General features: G+C 66.7%; 15 protein-coding genes and 1 pseudogene. 7 read left to right on the top strand and 9 right to left on the bottom strand.

The genetic code is table 11. The features are described 5' to 3' along the window. Nucleotides 1-8: 8 nt before the first annotated feature. The 6 genes from D187_RS08100 to D187_RS08075 form a co-directional block, all read right to left on the bottom strand. Nucleotides 9-1,259 (bottom strand): cytochrome P450, encoded by a 1,251-nt coding sequence (locus D187_RS08100; protein WP_063724960.1) that lies wholly within the window; start codon nt 1,257-1,259, stop codon nt 9-11. Nucleotides 1,260-1,310: 51 nt separating this feature from the next. Further along, nucleotides 1,311-1,637, bottom strand: coding sequence for a 2Fe-2S iron-sulfur cluster-binding protein (locus D187_RS08095; RefSeq protein ID WP_002627322.1), 327 nt, complete (start codon nt 1,635-1,637; stop codon nt 1,311-1,313). Between the two features lie 36 nt (nt 1,638-1,673). Next, on the bottom strand, nt 1,674-2,918 hold the full coding sequence (locus D187_RS08090) for an NAD(P)/FAD-dependent oxidoreductase (RefSeq protein WP_002627321.1): 1,245 nt from the start codon (nt 2,916-2,918) through the stop codon (nt 1,674-1,676). Between the two features lie 3 nt (nt 2,919-2,921). Then, nucleotides 2,922-3,629, bottom strand: coding sequence for a Coq4 family protein (locus D187_RS08085; protein WP_002627320.1), 708 nt, complete (start codon nt 3,627-3,629; stop codon nt 2,922-2,924). A gap of 75 nt (nt 3,630-3,704) precedes the next feature. Next, entirely contained in the window at nt 3,705-5,522 is a 1,818-nt protein-coding gene (locus D187_RS08080) for a flavin-containing monooxygenase (RefSeq protein ID WP_002627319.1), read from the bottom strand. 154 nt (nt 5,523-5,676) lie between these two features. Beyond that, nucleotides 5,677-6,321 (bottom strand): TetR/AcrR family transcriptional regulator, encoded by a 645-nt coding sequence (locus tag D187_RS08075; RefSeq protein WP_002627318.1) that lies wholly within the window; start codon nt 6,319-6,321, stop codon nt 5,677-5,679. 424 nt (nt 6,322-6,745) lie between these two features. Here D187_RS08075 and D187_RS54865 point away from each other — a divergent pair, with 424 nt between their 5' ends. The 3 genes from D187_RS54865 (at nt 6,746) to D187_RS08060 (ending at nt 10,825) form a co-directional block, all read left to right on the top strand. Beyond that, nucleotides 6,746-6,964: a hypothetical protein gene (locus tag D187_RS54865; protein WP_002627317.1), complete on the top strand. Its 219-nt coding sequence runs from the start codon at nt 6,746-6,748 to the stop codon at nt 6,962-6,964. Between the two features lie 659 nt (nt 6,965-7,623). Next, on the top strand, nt 7,624-9,294 hold the full coding sequence (locus tag D187_RS08065) for a DUF1800 domain-containing protein (RefSeq protein WP_002627316.1): 1,671 nt from the start codon (nt 7,624-7,626) through the stop codon (nt 9,292-9,294). A gap of 4 nt (nt 9,295-9,298) precedes the next feature. Next, on the top strand, nt 9,299-10,825 hold the full coding sequence (locus D187_RS08060) for a DUF1501 domain-containing protein (RefSeq protein WP_002627315.1): 1,527 nt from the start codon (nt 9,299-9,301) through the stop codon (nt 10,823-10,825). A 177-nt stretch (nt 10,826-11,002) separates the two neighbouring features. Here D187_RS08060 and D187_RS08055 read toward each other — a convergent pair whose 3' ends face one another. Then, nucleotides 11,003-11,809 carry an NRDE family protein gene (locus tag D187_RS08055; protein WP_002627313.1) on the bottom strand — a complete coding sequence of 269 codons (807 nt, stop codon included), beginning with the start codon at nt 11,807-11,809 and terminating at the stop codon, nt 11,003-11,005. Between the two features lie 113 nt (nt 11,810-11,922). Between D187_RS08055 and metG the strand changes: the two genes are divergently transcribed. The 4 genes and pseudogenes from metG (at nt 11,923) to D187_RS08035 (ending at nt 19,146) form a co-directional block, all read left to right on the top strand. Beyond that, the gene (metG, locus tag D187_RS08050) at nt 11,923-14,028 is read left to right on the top strand and encodes a methionine--tRNA ligase (RefSeq protein ID WP_002627312.1); all 2,106 of its coding nucleotides are present in this window, start codon (nt 11,923-11,925) and stop codon (nt 14,026-14,028) included. 2 nt (nt 14,029-14,030) lie between these two features. Then, on the top strand, nt 14,031-15,011 hold the full coding sequence (locus D187_RS08045) for a HEAT repeat domain-containing protein (protein WP_002627311.1): 981 nt from the start codon (nt 14,031-14,033) through the stop codon (nt 15,009-15,011). After that, a pseudogene (locus tag D187_RS08040) lies at nt 15,008-15,781 on the top strand (TatD family hydrolase). The gene D187_RS08045 and the pseudogene D187_RS08040 overlap by 4 nt, the downstream one beginning before the upstream one ends. 56 nt (nt 15,782-15,837) lie before the next feature. Continuing rightward, the gene (locus tag D187_RS08035) at nt 15,838-19,146 is read left to right on the top strand and encodes an adenylate/guanylate cyclase domain-containing protein (RefSeq protein ID WP_002627308.1); all 3,309 of its coding nucleotides are present in this window, start codon (nt 15,838-15,840) and stop codon (nt 19,144-19,146) included. A gap of 171 nt (nt 19,147-19,317) precedes the next feature. Here D187_RS08035 and D187_RS08030 read toward each other — a convergent pair whose 3' ends face one another. Beyond that, nucleotides 19,318-20,232, bottom strand: a complete 915-nt coding sequence (locus tag D187_RS08030; RefSeq protein WP_081713614.1) for a type VI immunity family protein — start codon at nt 20,230-20,232, stop codon at nt 19,318-19,320. Beyond that, nucleotides 20,225-21,019 (bottom strand): hypothetical protein, encoded by a 795-nt coding sequence (locus D187_RS08025; RefSeq protein ID WP_051256265.1) that lies wholly within the window; start codon nt 21,017-21,019, stop codon nt 20,225-20,227. Before D187_RS08025 ends, D187_RS08030 begins: the two co-directional genes overlap by 8 nt. Between the last annotated feature and the right edge of the window lie 36 nt (nt 21,020-21,055).

Below are 21,055 nucleotides of genomic sequence, written 5' to 3'. Positions count from 1 at the left end.
GGGGCGGGCTACTTCCAGACCAGCGGCAGGCTCGCGATCGCCAGGTTGAAGCCACCCACGAACCGCGGCTTCTTCTCGGGGTCCAGCTGGAACGGCGGCACGCGCTTCAACCACTCCTGGTAGAACACCTTCATCTCCAGGCGGGCCAGATTCAGACCCACGCACCGGTGGGGACCCGTGTTGAACGTCATGTGCTGCTCCGTCCGGCCGAGGACGAACTGCTCGGGGTTGGGGAACGCCGCGTCGTCGTAGTTGGCCGCGGGCAGGAGCAACGACACCGTGTCACCCTCCTTGAACTGGACGCCGTGGCAGACCTCGTCGCGCATCACCCGCCGGACCGTGGACGCGATGCCATAGAGCCGCAGCAGCTCCTCGATGGCTCCGGGCAGGAGGCTGGGGTCGGCGCGGAGCTTCGCCTGCAACTCCTGGTCACGCGCCAGGTGCCGGACGCCAAAGCTCAAGGCATTCACCACGGTCTCCAGTCCCCCGATGAACAGCGCGAGGCTGTAGCCCAACATCTCGTGGAACGTGGGGTTGCGACCGTTGATGTTCGCGTCGAGCAGATGGCTGAGCAGGTCATCCTCGCGCTTCTCCTGCCGGGCCTTGATGCTCTCCGCCAGGATGCCCGCGATTTGTTTGAAGACCCCTTCGCGTGTCGCGTGATCCACCGTGGCGGACGTCGCCTGCAAGGCCAGGTGACGGAACTCCGCCAGACGGTCGGTCGGCATGCCGGCCAGCTTCATGAACAACGTGACGGGCAGCGGCTCGGCGATGTCCGAGAGGAAGTCGCAGCGTCCCGCGCCGAGCACCTTGTCGATGAGCTCGTTCGTCATGTCCCGGATCGCCGTCTCGAGTCCGGCAACGGATTTGGCCGACAGCGGCTGGTTGAGCGGCGCCCGGTACGCGGTGTGCCGCGGCGGATCCGCCGCGATGGGCAGCATCGTCAGGCCCGGCTGCGAGTCCTTGTGTTCCCCCGAGTGATTCCCCTTGTCTTCCTTCGCGCCCCCCATGATGAAGGCGTTGCTGTAGACCGCCGGGTTCATCGTGATGTCCACGATCGCCTTCTTGCGGGTGACCACCCAGTTGCCACCGTTGTACGGGGTGAAGAAGATGGGCGGGGCCTCGAGGATGAGGGAGCGCATCCGGGCGTGCGGATCCTCGAGCAGCCGCGGATCCCCACTGTTGTCGTATTCGTAGACCAGCTCCGGTGGGACGTGCGCGGGAATCTTGTCCAACTTCTGTCCGCTAAAAGCGCTCATGTTCGAACCCTCTGGGTGTTGGAGGAAGAAGCGTGGGGACCTGTCCGGTCCTCACTCGTTGGTCTGCGAGACGGGAAGACGGACCACCATCCCATCCAGCGCGGGCGTCACCTTGATCTGACAGGTCAGCCGGCTGTTGGGTTGCACGTGGAAGGCGCACTCGATCATCGCCTCTTCGGCCGCATCGGGCGGGGGGATCTTCGTTCGCCAGGCCTCATCGACGTAGCCGTGGCAGGTCGCGCAGCTGGCGAAGCCTCCACACTCGGCGACGATTCCTGGCACGAGGTTGTTCAGCGCCGCCTGCATGACGGACTGTCCCTCCTGCGCCTCGACCTCGTGCTCCTTGCCATCCGCCTCGATGAATTTGATCTTCGTCATGGTTCCTCGTGGATTCCTTCGGGGTGTGGACTGTCTTCAAGCGGCGATGCTGTTGAGCGGGACGGCCACGTCGCCCAGGCGGGTGGCGTCCACCTCCGCCCGGCTCGAGACCAGCCGCTTCGCGGCCATGAACTCCGCGGGGCGGCCGATGACATCCGCGGCGATGACCCGTCTGTCCTTGAGATAGAAGGCCGAGAACTCCTTGTGCTCGACAGAGCCTCGGGTGACGCACTGCTCGTAGCCGGTGGAGAGCCCCACCATCTGCAGCTTCAAGCCGTACTGGTCCGACCAGAACCAGGGAATGGCGGCGGAGGGCTCCCGCTTGCCCATCAGGGTGGCCGCCGCGACGCGCGCATGCTCGATGGCATTGGGGACGGATTCGAGGCGGATGCGTCCGCCCGTGTAGGCGCTGGGCTGATTCGCGCAGTCCCCGATGGCGAGGATGTCCGGATCGGCAGTACAGGCGTACTCGTCCACGACGATGCCATTCTGGACGGCCAGGCCCGCCGCGGAGGCCAGCTCCGTGTTGGGGATGAGGCCGATTCCCACCAGCACCAGGTCGGCCTCGAGCCGCTCCGGCACGCCGTGACACGCGAGGCTCACCCCGCGCACCTGGCGCCGCGCCTCGTCGAGTTCCAGGCCTCGCACCTCGCAGGAGAGCCGGAACTCCACGCCCCGCTCACGGTGGATGCGCTCGATGAACGAGGACACCTCCGGACCCGTCACCCGGGAGAGCAGGCGAGGCGCCGCCTCCAGCAGCGTCACCCTCAGCCCGGACTGCACGGCCACGGCCGCGACCTCGAGACCCACGTAGCCGCCACCGATGATGACCAGGTGGTTGCCAGGGATGAAGCCGCCGCGCATCGCCTCGACGTCGGAGAGCGAGCGGATGGAGAACAGGTTCTCCAGCCGGGTACCCTCCAGCCCGGGAAGACTCAAGGGACGTGCCCGGCCTCCCGTGGCCAGGACGAGCTTGTCGTAGGCCAGCCGACTCCCATCCCGCGGGGAGACCTCCCGCGAGGAGCGATCGATGGCCTCGACGCGGGTGCCGGGCTTGAACTCGATGTCGAAGCGCGCATAGGTCTCCAGCGGCTTGAGGTAGAGGTCGCTCAGCGCCACCTTTCCCAGCAGGAAGCCCTTCGAGAGCGGAGGCCGCTGGTAGGGCGGATGCGCCTCGTCTCCCAGCAGGAGGATATGCCCCTTGTAGCCCTGCTTTCGCAAGCCGGCGGCCAGCTCGCCGCCGGCCTGACCTGCTCCCACGATGACGATGCGCTCTGCCATGGGTCAGTTCATCCGCTCATTGGGGGCGCACAGCCGTGCGCTCACCTTGGACACGGGAGACTCCCAGTGGTGCTCGAACCAGAAGTCGAGGAACAGCGGGGACGCCCGGCCACGGCGGTACGCGGCCCAGATCCGTTTCATGTATTCGGAGTGAACGACGCCGGACTGCCGGTCCTTGATTTGTTGGAACGTGCCGTACAGCACGATGAGCATCGCGGTCCGGATCCCCAGGTTGCCCAGGGCGTAGGCCTGCAGCTCGATCTCGCCGATCACATCCGTGCCGTAGCCCGTCACCAGGTGCAACAGGTCATGCGTCTCGCGGTAGCGCTTGGCGATGTAGTCGAGGTCGTTCTTGAGCTCGAGCGTCGTCTCGAAGGGCGAGATCTTGTTGTCGCGGAAGTAGCGCGCGAACCCATGGCCGAGCGTTCCCTCCGGCAGGCGCTCGAGCGCGGCCAGATCCAGATCCCTGGCCTCCAGCGAAGGGCGCTTGGACAGCAGGTGGCGCCCATCCTCGCTGCGCTGGATCCGCTGGATGAGCGAGGCGTAGACGTTGTAGTCCAGGCAGGCGTTGATCGTCTGGCCATAGACGGGGTTGCCCTCGTTGCCCTTGATCACCATCAGGATCCTGGTCGCGATGCGCAGGCGGGTGAACAGGGAGGCGTTTTCGGGGAGGATCAGGGTCTTGGGGTCAATCGCGGGATTGGCTTGCATGATGGGGGTCCGGGGTAGGGGGTCCTACTTCCGCGACAATCGGCTCATCTGGTTGGAGATGAGCCGCGTCGCGCATCAGGGATTGGGAGCTGTCTGTGACCGCTTGACTTCCAGGCCCGGAAGATCATCGCCCTTGCGCCAGTCGCGCAGGATGTCGATGAACGCGAGCGTGCCGCCTCCGAAACCGGCGTTGCGTATCGCGTTCGGGCCGGCCTGGACTCCCTCGTTGTTGTAGTAGCCGGGCGTGCATTCGGGGCCACCGAAGGAGACGCCCTGCTGCCTGAGGCTGCCGAGGATCACTTCCCACCACTGCTGCTGGGCCTGCTCCGTGGGTTCGATCGTCTCGATGCCACGCTTCAGGCACCGCTCGATGATGTAGGCGGCGTGTTGCGACTGCTCGTCGAGGACGTGAACGAAGTTGATCGCCCAACCGCTCTGGGGGCCGCTGAGCATCAGGAAGTTGGGATAGCCGCGGCTCTGCATGCCGTGCAGCGTTGCCGTGCCCTCGGCCCAGCTGTCGTGCAGGGACTTGCCGCCGCGTCCGTGGATGTCGAAGCCCAGCCGACGGGTATAATCGCCCGTGACTTCGAAGCCCGAGGCGTAGATGAGGCAGTCGACCTCGTATTCCTTGCCGTTCACCACCACGCCGGTGGGGGTGATCCGCTCCACGCCCTTGCCCTCGGTATCCACGAGTTTGACGTTGGGGCGGTTGAACGTGTCCAGGTACTCGTCGTGGAAGCAGGGGCGCTTGCACAGCTGGTAGTAGTAGGGCTTGAGCGCCTCGGCCGTCACCGGATCCTTGACGATGGCGTCCACCCGCGCGCGGATCTCCTCCATCTTGCGGAAGTCCGCCAGCTGGCGGATTTCGGCGGCCTCCTCGGGGGTCTTCGCGTGGCAGGCCTCGTTGTCCTGGAAGATGTAGGTCCAACCGTCCCGCACCAGGTCGACATCCTGCTGTTGACCGGAGACGATCGCGGTGAAGTTGCGGATGCGCTCCTGCTGCCAGCCGGGCTTGAGCGTCTTCACCCATTCGGGATCCGTCGGCTGGTTGTTGCGCAAGCCGATGCCCGAGGGCGTGCGCTGGAAGACGTACAACTGTTTGGCCGCGGCCCCGAGGTGGGGGATCGCCTGGACCGAGGTCGCGCCCGTGCCGATGATGCCCACGCGCTTGTCGGCCAGCTTGCTCAGGCCGCCATAGGGGCCGCCGCCGGTATAGGCATAGTCCCACCGGCTGGTGTGGAAGCTGTGTCCCTTGAAGGTCTCGATGCCCGGGATGCCGGGCAGCTTCGCCTTGTGGAGGATGCCACCGGCGGTGATGACGAACCGCGCCGCGAGCTTGTCGCCCCGGTCGGTCGTGATGTTCCAGCGCCGGGTGTCCTCATTCCAGTCCATCGTCTGGATCAGGGTCTGGAACAGCGCCGCCTTGTAGAGGTCGAACTGGCGGCCGATGCGCTGGCTGTGAGCGAAGATCTCCGGCGCCTTGGCGTACTTCTCCTTCGGAATGTAACCGGTTTCCTCGAGCAGCGGCAGGTAGATATAGGACTCCACGTCGCAGGCGGCGCCCGGATAGCGGTTCCAGTACCAGGTGCCGCCGAAGTCGCCTCCCTTCTCGATGATGCGGATGGACTCGACCCCCGCCTGGCGCAGCCGCACCCCCGCCAGCATGCCGCCAAAGCCGCCCCCGACAATCAAGACGTCGATCTTCTCGGTCACCGCCGGACGGGTGAAGCCGGGCTCGACGTAGGGGTCCTTGTCGAAGTCCTTGTAGACGCCGCTGAGGTCGACATACTGGGTGTTGCCGTCAGCACGCAGCCGCTTCTCGCGCTCGATCCGGTACTTCTCCTTCAATGCCTCGGGGGAAAAGGAAGCCTCACCCTTCTTCGTCGTATTCATTCGCACATATCCTTTCGACTCGATAGGCGCTCGTTCAGCGTCCCCGTTCCACGGGCACGCTCCCGAGCATTCCTCAATCACTATTCACTTCGATGCTTCAGACGTCTGGACGGAGGTGTCTGGCTTTCCTGGGGGCCGTTTCCGTCCCGTGAGGTCACCGCCGGGCGGTGACGGGGGCCAGCCACAAGCCAACGAGCGCGTCGACCAGTCCGGCCGCGGTGGACTCCCACGTCGAGTGGGGGAGCACGGTGCCCTCTTGCAGCGCGCGTTCCCGCTCGGCGCACAGGTGCACGACCATCAACCGGCCCATGTCGTTGCGCTCCTGCTTCACGTCCTCGGGCAGGCGAGGAATCAGGCGGAACATGCCTTCGAGGCCCTGTTGCAGGGACCGCGAGGCATACGCCTCATCGACCAGGAGCTTTCGATAGGAGGGGTGGGTCGTCACCTGGGTGATGAACCGCGCGTACCAGGAGGGGCTGCCCAGCGAGGCGAGATGCTCGGTGGTTGGCCGCACGAGGCAGGACACCCAGTCGCGCAGGTCGGGCGAGCCGGTGACCTGTGCGAGCATGTCGATACGTCGCCGCTCGATCGACTCGGAGTGCCGGCGCACGATCGCCACCACGAGCTCCTCCTTGGAGCCAAAGTGGTAGCCGACCGCGAAGTTGTTCGATTGGCCCGCCGCCTCGCTCACCTGGCGGTTGGAGACCACCTCCACGCCGTGCTCGGCGAACAGTCGCTCCGCGGTGACGAGGAGCAACTCGCGGGTCTCGCTGCCCCGATCGGACTTGCCCGAACTCACCCGCGCACCCGGACCTGGTTGCTGCCGTCGGTACTCATCATGACCTCCGGAAGGAGAAAGGCCCGTCCTCGAACTCATGGGAGAATTTTTAAGTCACTCGACTGATGAAGTCAACCGACTTAAATCGGCGCCCGTCGAAGAGAAGGGGGCCGGGCCTCCTGGCTTGGGGTCGAGTGGGGGAGGGCGGACGTCAGGCTCCTCGGGAACCAGGCGTCCCGGCGCCCAGGAGAACCGAACGCATCTTCATCCCCACCGACTCCTGGCCCACGGCCCCGACGCGTATTGCCGTCTGGAACTCGAGGACGCCGAGACCGGCGAGCGGCTCACCCGTCGGGACGGCGAATCACCTGACATCTTCCACTCCCGGCTCCAGTTCAGCCGCGATGGACGTTTCCTGCTCAGCGCGGGGTGGCTCTGGCATCCCGTGGACACGGCGCATGTCTTCGACGTGGCCCGCGCGCTCGAGCAGCCCCGGTCGTTGGACGAGTCCAAGGACATGGAGCTGGGTGACTCGTTCGTGGAGATCCACTCGGCGGCTTTCGGCGAGCGGGGCACGTTGGTTCTCGAGTGCTCGGGCCTGGAAGGTGAAGAAATTTCCTTACCGGATGGACAGTCGAAGGGCTCGGTGGGCCTCGCGGTGTAGACCGGACGCATCCTGGAGCAATGGCCTGAACTCCATACGGGCCGTCAGGGCAGCATCATCCACCACCTCCCGCCCTCGCCGCCGTACGCGCTGGACCCCGCCGGCCGCCGCTTCGCCGTGGCGACGGACAAGGGCATCGAGGCAGTCCGCATCCTCTCGGAGTGACTCTTCTCCCGGACTTCGGGTGGATGGGGTTGGTGCAACAGCCACGCCACCCGGGGGCTGAAAACATTCCGGTGGACCGTGAGCCCTTCAACGACGCTCCGAGCGGCGTGAAGCGCGGACTCCTGTCTAACGATGTCTTGTGCGCCACAACACACCAACGGCAGCAGGGACGGTCTCCAGGCCAATTGCGGCCGTGACACTCCGTCCATATTTCCTGCTGCGTTCGTTCATGTGTCCAAAAAGCTCCTCTCTTTACAGACTTACAAATCAGCTTTTCTAGAAGCGCCCCATCCCTGGTCTGGCGGAGCCTGCTTGCCTGCCCTGACCATATGGAAACACCGCGTCAGGCATGGGCAATCCTGACTTCCTGGATTGAGCCGTCTTTAAAGACAAACACGGATATCTCTGTCTTTCTTTGCTCGCTCTCGTGAATGCCTGAGCCGGGATTTCTCATTCCCTGGTCTCGGGGCCTCAGCGTACCAGGAGAACATCGTATGATACGTCACACTGCCCTGGCTCTTGCACTGTGTGTGTTTGGTCATGCACAGGCGCAGGGGCTCTCCAGAGAAAACGCCGCTCAGGCCCAGCAGGGGGAGCGAGCCGCCCGTTCGTTCGCGGCCACGACCGCGACCGAGCCCGACGCCATCCGTTTCCTCGAGCAGGCAACCTTCGGCCCGCGGCGCGCCCAAGGGGTGAGCCCGCTGCCCATCGACAGCGTGGAGCGGGTGATGAGTGTTGGCGTCTCCCAGGCCATCACCGAGCAGCTCGCCGCTCCCCGCTCCGTGTTCGACGGGACGACCGCGACCGTGGACCTCGGCTCTCAATTCTTTTACAACGCCGTCATGGGCGAGGATCAGCTCCGGCAGCGCGTGACCTTCGCGCTCAGCCAGATTCTCGTCGTCTCGGAAAGTGTCATTCGCGACAACACGACCACTCCCGAGCTGGAGCCCAAGCTGGCGCTGGCGGATTACCTCAACCTGCTCTCCGCGAACGCCTTTGGTAACTACCGCACCTTGCTCGACGCCGTCTCCCGCAACCCCGCCATGGGCACCTATCTCAACATGGCGAACAACCTGGCGTTCGACTGGGCTGGCCGGCCCATGCCGCTGAACGAGAACTACGCCCGGGAGTTGCTCCAACTCTTCACGCTCGGTCTGGACAAGTTGAACGAGGACGGCACTCCCGTGCTCGACGCCAATGGCGTGCCCATCCCCGCGTACACCGAGACCCAGGTCCAGGCGTTCGCGCGAACCTTCTCCGGGTGGACCTACGCCAGCGCCGCGGGCTGCCCGACCAAGGGCCATAACAACACCATCAGCTACGCCCAGCCGCTGATGGCCTGCGATGTGAATCACGACTCCTCCGCGCAGACCCTCCTTCGGGGCGCGGTGACGACCGCGGGAGCCAGCGCCACGGTGCACCTCCAGCAGGCGCTCGACAACATCTTCGCCGACCCGAACCTGCCTCCGTTCATCAGCAAGCAGCTCATCCAGCACCTCGTCACCAGCAATCCCAGCCCCGCGTACGTCAGCCGGGTGGTGGCTGTTTTCAAGGACAATGGCGGTGGCGTGCGCGGCGACCTGGGCGCGGTGGTCCGCGCGATCCTCGAGGACCCCGAGGCCCGCGGTGACCAGGCTCCGGCGGAGTTCAAGGCCACCTACGGCCGGCTCCGTTCGCCCGCGCTGTTCATCACCTCACTGGTCCGGGGGTTGAATGGCACGCTCGATGCCACGGGGTCCAAGAACCCGGGAGGCAGGCTCAATACCTATAGCCGCACGCTCGGGCAGGACGTGCCCAGACCGCCCTCGGTCTTCAGCTACTACTCGCCTAAGACGCCGCTGCCTGGCGGCAACGGGCTCGTCGGTCCCGAGTTCGGAGTCCTGGATACCGCGACGGCCGCCGCTCGCGCCAACTTCGTGTACGACCTCGTCTACAGCAACTTGTCGAGCGCGGGGATCGTGATTGATTTCACCACGCTGCCCGTGAATCCCAACGATCTGGTGGCCTGGCTCGGCCGGTATTGGATTCATGGCGAGATGTCCTCGGAGCTGAGCGCCGCGCTCCTGAAGGCCATGAACGATCCCCGCGCTGGCAGCAGCACCCGCAAGCAGCAATTGGCCATCTATCTCACGTCGCTCTCTCCCGAGTTCCAGATCCAGAGATAATTCCATGAACACCTCGCGCCGCCAATTCCTCCGGGCCACGGGCCTGCTCACCGCCGCCGCCACTCTTCCCCGCTGGTTGGGTGAGGCGAACGCCGCCTCGGCCACCGGCTACTCCGGCTACCGCGCCGCCATCTGTGTCAGCCTCCTGGGCGGCAATGACTCCAACAACCTCCTCGTGCCCAAGCTGGAGACTCCCTACGCCCAGTACCTGGCGGCACGGCCCAACATCGGTCTCAAGCAGAAGGACCTGTTGACCATCAATCCGCTGGACCTCGCCGCTGGAGCCTATGGGATGCATCCCTCGCTCCCGAAGATCCAGGCGCTCTTCGAGCAGGGGCGGGCCGCCATGGTGTGCAACGTGGGACCGCTCGTGCTGCCGATGCGCAAGTCGGACTACGCCGCGGGCACGGTGGTGCGGCCGGACAACCTGTTCTCCCACGAGGACCAGCAGGAGGCCTGGGCGAGCGGTATCGCCAACCCCTCCAACGTCATCCTCCCCCTGGAGCTCATCGGCAAGTCGACCGGATGGGGCGGCCGGACCGCGGACAAGATCCACGGTCTGAATACCGGGGAGTATCCGGAGGTGACTTCGTTCATCGGTGGCCGGGTGCTCTTCGCCGAGGGCGCCACCCGGCGTCCGCTGATGGTGCCCGCCAACGGCGTCCTCGGTGTCAGGGAGACGACCGACGCCACCTTCAACGCCCTCCAGAAGGAGTCGCTCGCCCAGGTGCTGGCCATCAACAACGGCGTCACCCTGGAAGCGTCTTACGGTGGGGCGTTCGCCCTGGCGCAGTCCTTCGCCAGCTCGCGCACCGCCGCGCGGGAGGCCGCCTGGAACCGGCTCCCCCAAGCGACGCGCCAGGCGATCGACGCCCTGTTCGTCGCCCCCGGCGACAGTGGGGGTTGGACGTTGCACACCCAGCTCTACCAGGTCCTCCGGGATCTCGTGGCGGGGTCGACCCCGGTGGCCAATGGCGGTCTGGGCCTCAAGCGCCAGCTCTTCACGGTGGCGATCGGCGGCTTCGACACCCACATCGGGCAGGACACGGCCCAGGCCTCGCTGTTCCGGCAGCTCGACTTCTCGCTCGACGCCTTCTACCGGGCGCTCATGCTGGTCCAGGGGGCGTTCGGCGCCAATCCGCCGCAGGCCACGCTCTTCACGATGAGCGACTTCAGCCGCACCCTCGTGGAGAACTCCAACCGGGGAACGGACCATGGCTGGGGCAGCCACGCCATCGTCCTCGGGGATCGCGTCGCCGGACGCCGGCTCTACGGCACCTTCCCCAACCTGGACCTGTCGAACAACGCGGCGAACAACCTCGACACCGTCGACGACAAGGGCCGCTGGATTCCCACGTTGTCCGTGGACCAGTACGCCCACTCCATCGCGCAGTGGATGGGCCTGTCGACCACCGCGGAGCGCGACTACGTGTTCCCCAACATCAAGGACTACCTCACCTCGGCGGCCGAGCGGGGATTCCCCGCCGCCGCGCAGAGCGCCTCGGTCGGGTTCATGATGGCGGACGGATAGAAAAGTCGCTGCCCGAGTGGAGAAGCCGCTTTTGGGCGGGCCCATCCGGGCCCAGGGTGGAGTCGAACCACTCGCCTTTCGGCGATACCAGAGCGTGTGGGGCCTCTCCGGCCGGGCAGCTTCCCCAAGGACGCGGGGCACGATTCTTCCTGACCGACGATTTTCGTTCCTCGGGCGTCAGCGCTCCGAAGGGGAGGAGACCAGGGCGGTGACGTCGCGGAAGGCGCCCTGGCACGGGGCCACGTCGGACGCGAGGTAGTGGGCCACCCGGCCGGGTGTCAGCGCGAGGATGGCCGAGGAGCGGGTGCCATAGCCCGGCGTGTGGATGCACAGCGCCTGGCATTGGCGGAAGAACTCCTTCAGCTCCGGATGGCCGTCCTCCTCCGGCAGCGGGTCCGGCCCGTGCTCCGGGAGCACGTGGTCCGCCAGCAGCGTCTGGAGAGACTTCGCCAGCTCCGGCCAGGGCTGGTGGGAGAGGCGCTCGGCCAGGGCCCGGGCGTGCGGCACCTTGGGGAGCGCTGGGGAGTCGAGCACGTCGTTGGACAGCACGTGGACGCCCGGGGGCACGTCTTCCAGGCGGACCTGCTCCGCGTCGGGACGGGCATAGGCCACCCGGAGCCGCCGCGCGTCCCCATAGAGGAGGTTGAAGGGGCGGAACCGCCGGGCATCCAGGCTCGCCAGGTAGTCCTCGACGCCCTCCTGGCTCCCGGCCCGCAGGGCGTTCAGGACGACCTCTCCCCGGGTGTAGGGCGAGCTCATGAGGTTGGCCGAGCCCCGCTGGTTCGTCAGACCCACGAAAAAGCCGTGTTCCGTCACTCCCATCCACGTCCCCAGCCGCTCCAGGTCCCGGCCTCCGATGACGCGGGGGGAGGGGACGAGCACCTGGGGCCCCTCGGCGGGGCGGTCATAGCGCTCGTCCCGGTTGGCGGCCAGCAGGAGCGGCCACTCGGGGTGGACATGGCGGAAGGCGAGGAGGGTACACATCGTGGAACCGATAACAGCTCGCGGGCTCCCATGCACTCCGGGCGCCCGCCTGCTTCTTCCCGATGACCCGGACCCTGCGAGCGGCTAATGTCCGCCGCCCTTCAGGAGAACTCATGGCGCAGAGAATCCTCGTCACCAGCGCGCTGCCGTACGCCAATGGCCCCATCCACATCGGCCACCTCGTCGAGTACGTCCAGACCGACATCTATGTCCGCTTCCTGCGCTCCTGCGGCAAGGACGTCGTCTACTTCTGCGCGGACGACACCCACGGCACCCCCATCGAGATCAACGCCGCCAAGCAGGGGCTCAAGCCCGAGGAGTTCATCGGCCGGTGGTATGACGCGCACCAGGCGGACTTCCGCGACTTCGGCGTGAGCGTCGACTACTTCCACTCGACGAACTCGCCGGAGAACAAGCACTACGCCGAGCTCATCTACGGCAGGCTCAAGGATCACGGCGACATCGAGAAGCGCGACATCGAGCAGGCCTACTGCGAGACCGACAAGCGCTTCCTGCCCGACCGCTTCATCAAGGGCACCTGCCCCAACTGCAAGGCCACGGAGCAGTACGGTGACGCCTGCGAGAAGTGCGGCAAGGCCTACGCGCCCACGGACCTCATCGATCCGAAGTGCGCGCTGTGTGGCACGCCGCCCGTGCGCCGCAACTCCTCGCACCTGTTCTTCAAGCTGTCGCGCCACGCGGACTTCCTCCAGCAGACGCTGCGCCGCGAGGGCTTCATCAACCCCGGTCTCGCCACCCAGCTCCAGGGCTTCTTCGAGAAGGGCCTGGCCGACTGGGACATCAGCCGCGACGGGCCCTACTTCGGCTTCAACATCCCGGGCGAGACGGACAAGTACTTCTACGTGTGGCTGGACGCGCCCATCGGGTACATCGCCACCACGGAGAAGTGGGCCAAGAGCACGGGCAAGGCCCAGAGCGCCCTGGACTTCTGGTCCGAGGACAGTGACACGCGCATCATCCACTTCATCGGCAAGGACATCGTCTACTTCCACGCGCTCTTCTGGCCCGCGGTGCTCAAGGTGGCCGGGCTCAAGCGGCCCGATGCCATCAAGGCCCACGGCCACCTCACGGTGAACGGCGAGAAGATGTCCAAGAGCCGCGGCACGCTCATCCCCGCGCGCTCCTACCTGGAGCACCTGGATCCGAGCTACCTGCGCTACTTCTACGCGGCCAACCTCGGCCCGGGCGTCGAGGACCTCGACCTGAGCCTCAAGGACTTCCGCCTCCGGGTGAACGGAGAGCTGGTCAACAACATCGGCAACCTCGCCAACCGCAGCCTGTCCATGCTCGCGGGCGCCGCGCTGGACAAGCGGCTGGCTCCCGCGACGAAGGAGGGCCCCGGCCGCGCCCTGGTCGAGGCCGCGCTCGCCCGCGTCCCCGAGGTGCGCGAGGCCTACGAGAAGCTCGAGTACCGCAACGCCATCCGCGTCATCACCGAGATCTCCCAGTCCGCCAACGGCTTCCTCCAGACCGCGGCCCCCTGGGTCAAGGTGAAGACGGACCCCGAGGCCGCTCGCGCCGACCTGAGCGACGCCGCCGAGGTGGCCTACCTGCTGGGCGCGCTGCTCACGCCGGTGATTCCGCGCGTGGCCGAGAAGCTCTTCGCCCAGCTCAACGCGCCGCCGCTCACCTTCGAGGTGCTCGCCACCGCGCGCTACCCGCTGCTCGACCGCGCCCGCCCCGTGGGCACCCCCGAGCCGCTCATGCCGCGGCTGGAGGAGGAGCGCGTCAACGCCATCCTCGGTGGCGCGCCGGCCCCGGCCGAGCCCGCCCCGGAGACGAAGAAGGGCGGCAAGGCCGAGAAGAAGGCCGCCGAGCCCAAGCCGGCCGAGGTCAAGGCTCCCGAGGCGAAGCCCGCCGAGGTCGCGCCCGGGGAGATTGACATCACCGACTTCGCCAAGGTGGTGCTCAAGGTGGGCCACATCCTGGCCGCCGAGCGCGTGCCCAAGGCGGACAAGCTGCTCAAGCTGACGGTGGACCTCGGGGAAGGGCAGCCGCGCACCATTTGTTCCGGCATCGCCGAGGCCTTCCAACCCGAGCAGGTCCAGGGCCGCAAGGTGGTGGTGGTGGCCAACCTCAAGCCGCGCATGCTGCGGGGCATCGAGTCGCGCGGGATGATTCTCACCGCGGGCTCCGGGGGCAAGGACCTGTCGTTGCTGGACCCGGGCGACATGCCGCCGGGCTCCGAGGTGAAGTGAGCGTGATGGACTGGCGGGCCGAACGGGACCGGGCCCTCTTCTCCCTCGAGCACGACAGGGATCCGCGCCTGCGTGCCGAGGCGGCGGAGCTGCTCTTCCACCTCGCGGCGGAGGAGCCCTCGCGCGCGCCCGAGCTGGCCTCCGTCCTTCCCGGCCTGCTCGCGGACAAGCAGGTGGCGGTGCGCCGCACCGGCGTGGGCATGGCCACCGCGGTGCTCCCCGCCGACGAGCTGCCGGGCTTCCTCGCCGCCCAGGCCTCCGACGAGGAGAGCCTCGTGCGCCTGGAGGCCGCCGGGCGGATGGCCGACCTCGTCCGGGCGGACTGCCGCGGCTCCCTGGCCCGCTTCCTGGAGGATTCCTCCTTCGAGGTCCGCTTCGAGGCCGCGCGCGGCATGGCCTCGCTCCAGCACCCCGCGGGGCTCGAGGTGCTGCTCCAGGCCCTGGACAAGGACCTGCTGCGCTTTCGTGCGCTCGGGGCACTCGCCGAGCTGGGCGACGCGCGCGCCCTGCCCGCGGTGCGCGACGTGTTCCATCGCCTGCTGTTGCCCGCGTTCGATCGCACCCAGGCGGCGGGGGTGCTCGCGCGGCTGGGCGACGCCGAGGGCGCGGCGTGGCTGCTCAAGCGCAGCGAGCGGCGGCGGTGGAACTGGGCCCAGGACCGGGCCCTCGCCGTGGAGTTGTGCGGCGAGGTGAAGATCCCGGGCGCCCTGGAGCGGCTGCACGCCATCGTCGTGGATCCCCGCGACAAGTGCCGGGGCGCGGCGGCGCGGGGCCTCGGCCGGCTGGGGGACGCATGCGCCCTGCCGTGGCTGCTCTCGCTGCTCGATGAACCTGGAGTACCCGAGGACTTCCGGCTCGATGCCGCCGAGGGATTGTGGTTGCTCGCCGTTCCCGAGGGCCGGGCACGGGTTCGCGCGGCACTGCCCGCGTTCTCCGCCGAGGCCCGTACCGAGCTCACCGAGCTCATCCAGGAGATGCCATGAAGCTCGTGGACTCGCACTGTCACTTCGATCGTTCCGACGCCGAGCGGGTGTACGTCGCGCTGGAGCGCGCCCGGGCCGCGGGCCTGGTGCATGCCATCATCGTCGGCCAGTTCCAGGAGCCGGGAGACTGGGGCGCGGCGCTGGAGATCGCCGCCGCCCACCCGGACTTCTTCACGCCCACGCTCGGCATCCACCCGCACGACGCGGCGAAGGCCACCGAGGCGGACTTCGAGCATCTGGCGCGCACCTGCGCCCGGCCGGAGCTCAAGGCGGTGGGGGAAGCGGGGCTGGACTACTACTACGACCACTCGCCCCGGGAGGTGCAGGCCCAGGTGTTCCGCCGGCAGTGCGCCCTGGCGCGTGAGCTGGGCAAGCCGCTCGTGGTGCATGTGCGCGACGCGCACGAGGACTGCGAGGCCATCCTCAAGGAGGAGGGCGTGCGGCACGGTGTCATCCACTGCTTCACCGGGGACACGGACGCGGCGCGGCGCTACCTGGAGCTGGGCTTCCTGCTGTCGCTGTCGGGCGTCGTCACCTACAAGAAGACCGAGGCACTCCAGGACGCCGTGCGCTTCGCGCCGTTGGATCGGCTGATGGTGGAGACGGACAGCCCGTACCTGGCGCCAGTGCCCTACCGGGGTTAGAAGAACGAGCCCTCGTACGTGGTCGAGACGGCGAAGAAGGTGGCCGAGCTCAAGGGGGTCTCCGTCGAGCAGGTGGCCGAGGTGACGACGGCCAACGCGGCGGCGCTGTTCGGCTTCCGCGTGTAGGCGGCCCTCGCCAGGCCAGAGGGGTCCGGGTCGAGCCGCTTGGGGGACGTGCGCGCATGTGCTGTTTGCAATGCAATCAGGAGAGTCCCGAGGGCGCGAAGTTCTGCATGGGGTGCGGCACCCCGCTGGCCGCTCTGTGTGGGGACTGTGGCGCCCCCAATCAGCTGGACGCCAGGTTCTGTGGCCAGTGTGGCGCTCCGCTCGGCGCGAAGTCGTCCCCCTTCGTGGCTTCCGCTCCCGAGGCGGAGCGCCGGCAACTCACCGTACTGTTCTGTGATCTGGTGGGCTCCACGGCGCTCTCCGAACGGCTGGATCCCGAGGATCTGCGCGAGGTGGTGCGCGCCTACCAGGAGTGCGCCGCCCGGGTGATTGCCCGCCACGACGGCCACATCGCCCAGTACCTGGGGGATGGACTGCTCGTCTACTTTGGCTATCCGGTGGCCCACGAGGACGATGGGCTGCGCGCTGTCCGCGCCGGCCTGGAGATCCTCCAGGAGGTGGCCGCGCTGGACGCCCGGGGCCAACGGCTTCAGGTGCGCATTGGCATCCACACCGGCCTGGTGGTGGTGGGAGAGGTGGGCGGAGGGAAGTTCCGCGAACAGTTGGCGCTCGGGGATACCCCCAATCTGGCGGCGCGTGTACAGGCCAAGGCCGAGCCGGACACCCTGGTCATCAGCGCCGCCACCAGCCGGCTGGTGCGTGGCTTCTTCGCCCTGGAGGATCTGGGCGAGCACGGTCTCAAGGGCCTGTCTCGCGCGACCCGGCTCTACCGGGTGTTGCACGAGACGGGCGCGAGGAGCCGCATGGACGCGGCCACCGCGGATGGGTTCACCCCCTTCGTCGGCCGCGAGCACGAACTGGAGGTGCTCGTCGGGCACTGGTCTCGCGCCGCCGCTGGAAGCGGTCAGGTGGTCTGCATCCGAGGCGAGCCGGGTATCGGCAAGTCGCGCCTGCTCAAGATGCTGGGCAGCAGGCTTCCGGAGGGTGAGCACTTCCTGCTCGAGTGCCGCTGCCTGCCCTACTACCAGAACAGCGCCCTGTACCCGGTGATGGAGCTGTTCGAGCGGCAGCTCGAGCTGCGCAGACTGCCCTCGCCCGCGGAGAAGCTGACCCGGCTGCGGGAGTTCCTCGCCGGGTATGGACTCGGCTCCCCGGAAGCCCTGGGGTTGATGGCCTCGCTCCTCTCCATTCCTCTCGCGGCGAATCCGGTGCTGGAGATTCCGGCCCAGAAGAAGCGCCATCGCACCCTGGAACTCCTGGGCGCGCTGCTCTGCGGAGTCGCCGAGCAGCGCCCGTTGGTCTTCGTGCTGGAGGACCTGCACTGGGCGGATCCCTCGACGCTGGAGCTGACGCAACTCCTGGTCGACCGGACGCACTCGGAACGCCTGCTGTGCCTGTTCACCACCCGCCCCGGGTTCCATGTGGACTGGGCCGCGGTGCCGTACCTGCATGCGTTGGAGATGCTCCCGCTGAAGCCAGGTGAGGTGGCCGTGATGGTGGCCCACGTCACCGGCAACAAGTCCCTGCCCGCCGAGCTGGAGCGTCAGGTGCTGGCGCGCAGCGGGGGCACCCCGTTGTTCGTGGAGGAGCTGACCAAGGCCATCCTGGAGGCGGGGGTGCTGCGTGAGCGGGAGAACCGTTATGAGCTGGTCGGGCGTGTTCCCGATGGCCTCATCCCCGTCTCCGTGCACGACTCGCTGATGGCGAGGATCGACCGCTTGGGTCCGAGCAAGCCGGTGGCCCAGCTCGCGGCCACCCTGGGGCGCGAGTTCCCCTACGAGGTGCTCAAGGCGGTGGCTGGCAAGGAAGACGAGGTGCTCCAGGGGCATCTGTCCAAGCTGCTGGAGAGCGAGCTGGTGTACCAGCAGGGGGCGTTGCCCGAGGCTGTCTTCATCTTCAAGCACGCGCTCATCCGGGACGCCGCCTACGAGTCGCTGTTGCGCAAGACCCGGAAGCAGTACCACCAGCAGATCGCCCAGACGCTTCAGCACGAGTTCCCGGAGGTGGCCGATACCCAGCCGGAACTCATGGCGAGCCACTATGAGGGCGCGGAGCTGCCGCGGGACGCCATCCGCGAATGGGAGAATGCGGGCCAGCGTGCCATGGTGCGTGGGGCCAACCGAGAGGCCATGGCCCACCTCCGGTGTGCGCTCGCGCTGCTGGTGCAGATTCCGGACGAGACAGAGCGGCTCAAACTGGAGCTGCCCATCCAACTGGAGCTCGCGGCGGCGCTGATGGCGATCGATGGTTGGGCCTCGCCCGTGGTGGAAGCGGCGTCCTGCCGCGCTCGTGACCTCTGCTATGTCCTGGGCGATCAGGAGCGCTTGCTGCCCGCGTTGTGGTGCCTGTGGACGTTCCATTTCATCGGGGGCCAGCTGGAGCCCGCGTTGGAAACGGCACGGCATGTCATGGATCTCGCATGGGGCTCGAAGCAGGGATTGCCAAGGCTCCTCGCGCACTACGCCATGGGCCAGACGCATCTGTTCCGTGGCGAGTTCCTCGATGCCCGCTGGCATGGTGAACAGGGCCTGTTGCTCTTCGATCTCGAGCAGGAGCGCCTCATCACCGGACGATTCCAGCTCTCCCCGACGATGAACTGCCAGTACACCCTGGCGGCGAGCCTGTGGATGCTTGGCTACCGGGACCAGGGAGAGCGGGTGCTGGAGGAGATGTTCACCCTGGCTCGGACCCTGGGGCACGTGCCCAGCATCGCCAGCGCCATGGGGCCCAGCCTCATGCTGCGCCACTACCAGCAAGACGTCGAAAGCACCTGGCGCACAGCGCAGGAGTTGTTCGTCCTCTCGAATGAACAGGGCTTCCGGCTCTGGGAGGCGGTCTCATTCACGTACCGCGCCTGGGCTCACTCCAGACGGGGGGACTCGAGGACCGGCATCACCGAGTTGCGGCAGGGCATCCAGCTCTTCCGAGACATTGGTGGGGGACTCGCCCTTACGGGGATGTTCGTCATGCTGGGCGAGGTGTTGATGCTGGCGGGCCAGTACGAGGAAGCGCTCGCGGCGCTGGCCGAGGGGATGCGGAACGCCACCACTCGAGGTGAGCATCTGTGCGAACCCGAGCTTCACCGCCTGCGGGGCGAGGTCCTGAGAAGGATGGACCAGACATCGCGGGACGCGGCGCGAGGGAGCTTCCAGCAGGCCATCCGGCTCGCGCGGCATCAGCGTGCCTGGTCACTCGAGCTGCGCGCGGTGTTGGGCCTGTGCAGGATGCTCGACGAAGACGGTCAGCAGGTCGAGGCAGGCGAATTGCTGCGGGACATCTACAGCGGGTTCACCGAGGGCTTGAACACCCCGGACTTGTGCGAGGCACGGGCCCTCCTCGAGAAACTCCGCCTCCAGACGGGCTGAGCCTCCTGGCTCGGGCCGTGTTCGCGAGCCACCAGGAAGATTGTCCGCTCACACCGTGGGCACGAACACCGAGGTCCTGCGAGGGACGATGCGCTGGGCCAGGGACTCGAGTTCCTGATCCAACTGGGGCACGTCCAACAGCAGCGAGTCGGCTTCCGGGTGTGGTCCGGCTCAATCCAGGAAGCGGCGCTCCCAGCGGCGAAGCTCTTCGGGGACCTCTTCGTTCGGCAGATAGCGTCGTTGATAGAGGAAGGGCTCCAGGACGCGCGCCAGTTCCCGGTAGGCGGGGAGCGTGCGTCCCTCCTCAAGGTCTCCGGCGTCAGGATGAGCGCCGAGGGTGACGACGGCCCGCCCCTCCTCCATTTCCTGAACGGTGATGTCTGGCGAGTGCAAGCGAACTCGGAGGCCCGTGATGCCCCCCAATGCGTCCAGCACGGGAGGGCCCAGGAAGTTCAGCCAATGCACACCGTTGACCCTCGTTCCAATGTCCAGGGTGGGAAGGGCAGAAAGCGCGATGTCCATGCCTGGATACCGGTTCGCTCTCGCGCGGGACACCTTCTCCAAAGACAGGAGGTCGTTCTGGGCATGAAGGGAGAGGCCTGCATGGCCAGAGCAGAAAGGAAAGCACGACGCCATTCCCATCACGAGTTCACGCACTTGCGCGAAACCGCGCTCTTTCAGGTACTCCGTGGGCAGCCAGCAAGACATCGCCGAGACCCATGTCGAAGTGTCTCTGATGAAGGGGAGGGGAGTAAACGAGCTGCCATGGTAGGTGAAGCGATAGCGCGCTTGGACGGCCGATGCATCTGCCAGCTCAATATGGGCTTGGGTGGGGTGTCGAAGCTCATCTCGGATGAGCTTCCAGGCGGTGGAATCGAGATTTTGCCAGTACCCGTCCAGGTCTGCGTACAAGCCAAGCGCACCGGGCTCCACCGCGTTCAGATAAAGTTCGAGCGAGCGCAGGGCCCCTTCCGCTATCTGCGCGTGAGGGTGCCGTGTATAGAGTGTAATGCTGAATCCGTCTCGAAGGACCAGAAGTCCCTTCTCTGAATAGATGCGAATATGGGGCCAGGGCTCACTATTCATGAATGACTCCCAAGCGCGGCATGACACGTGTGGGCTTGATGGAGAAAGCCCATTCGTACACGGTCCCCTGGTCCAGTCCCGAGTACGGGTGGGTTGGTGGGTAACGAGGCCACTTGGGTATCTCATCGATATTCATACATGGGAATTTGAAGTCATAGACGGCCTGCGCACGGAGCGGATCCCCCTGATGAATCACGACATCGGGTTTGACTGAGCCCTTCAGCTCACCCGAATTGCCCGACTCTTCCAGGGCCTGCTCCTCCTCGCGGCTCACCTGTTTCCAGCGATCCTGACGCGAGTCGTAGCGGTAGCGTGGTTCCAGACTGAATCCTCCCGGACGCAGTTTGCTCAGTCGCTCCTCCACGCACTCGAGCGCCTCTTCATGCATCTCCGTTCCCAACTGCATGGCCCACGTCATCCCCTTGCTTCTCGCGTTCTTCGCCCATTGCTTGCACTCGTCAGCAGTGGGGGTCAAACCGGCGAAGTCCCCCTCGTGCCGGAGAAGGACTTCCGAACGGGCGATGTCCGCGCATTCTGACAACGTGCGCTCGATGTCGTTTCTCGTCGGAACATCGAGCGCTACTTTCAGGACGGCCGTCGCCGAAGCGATTTCCTTGCCGTAGAGGGCGACGCACCCCGAGAGGCTATGCCGACAGGCCGCCGAGGGCGAGTCGAAGCTGTAGCGGAAGGAACCGCTCCTGCCCGGTGACATCGCACACGCCGGGAGGAGAACGACGAGAGCCCACGCGGCGGCCCTGTTGGGCTTCCACGTCTGACGCGGCTTCAATCGAGAAAGCGGTGCTTCCATCGGCGGATGTTTTTG

It is taken from the genome of Cystobacter fuscus DSM 2262, assembly GCF_000335475.2.
GTDB lineage: Bacteria > Myxococcota > Myxococcia > Myxococcales > Myxococcaceae > Cystobacter > Cystobacter fuscus.
Note: the sequence above shows the minus strand (reverse complement) of the source record. Positions and strands in the feature narration are given on the sequence as shown.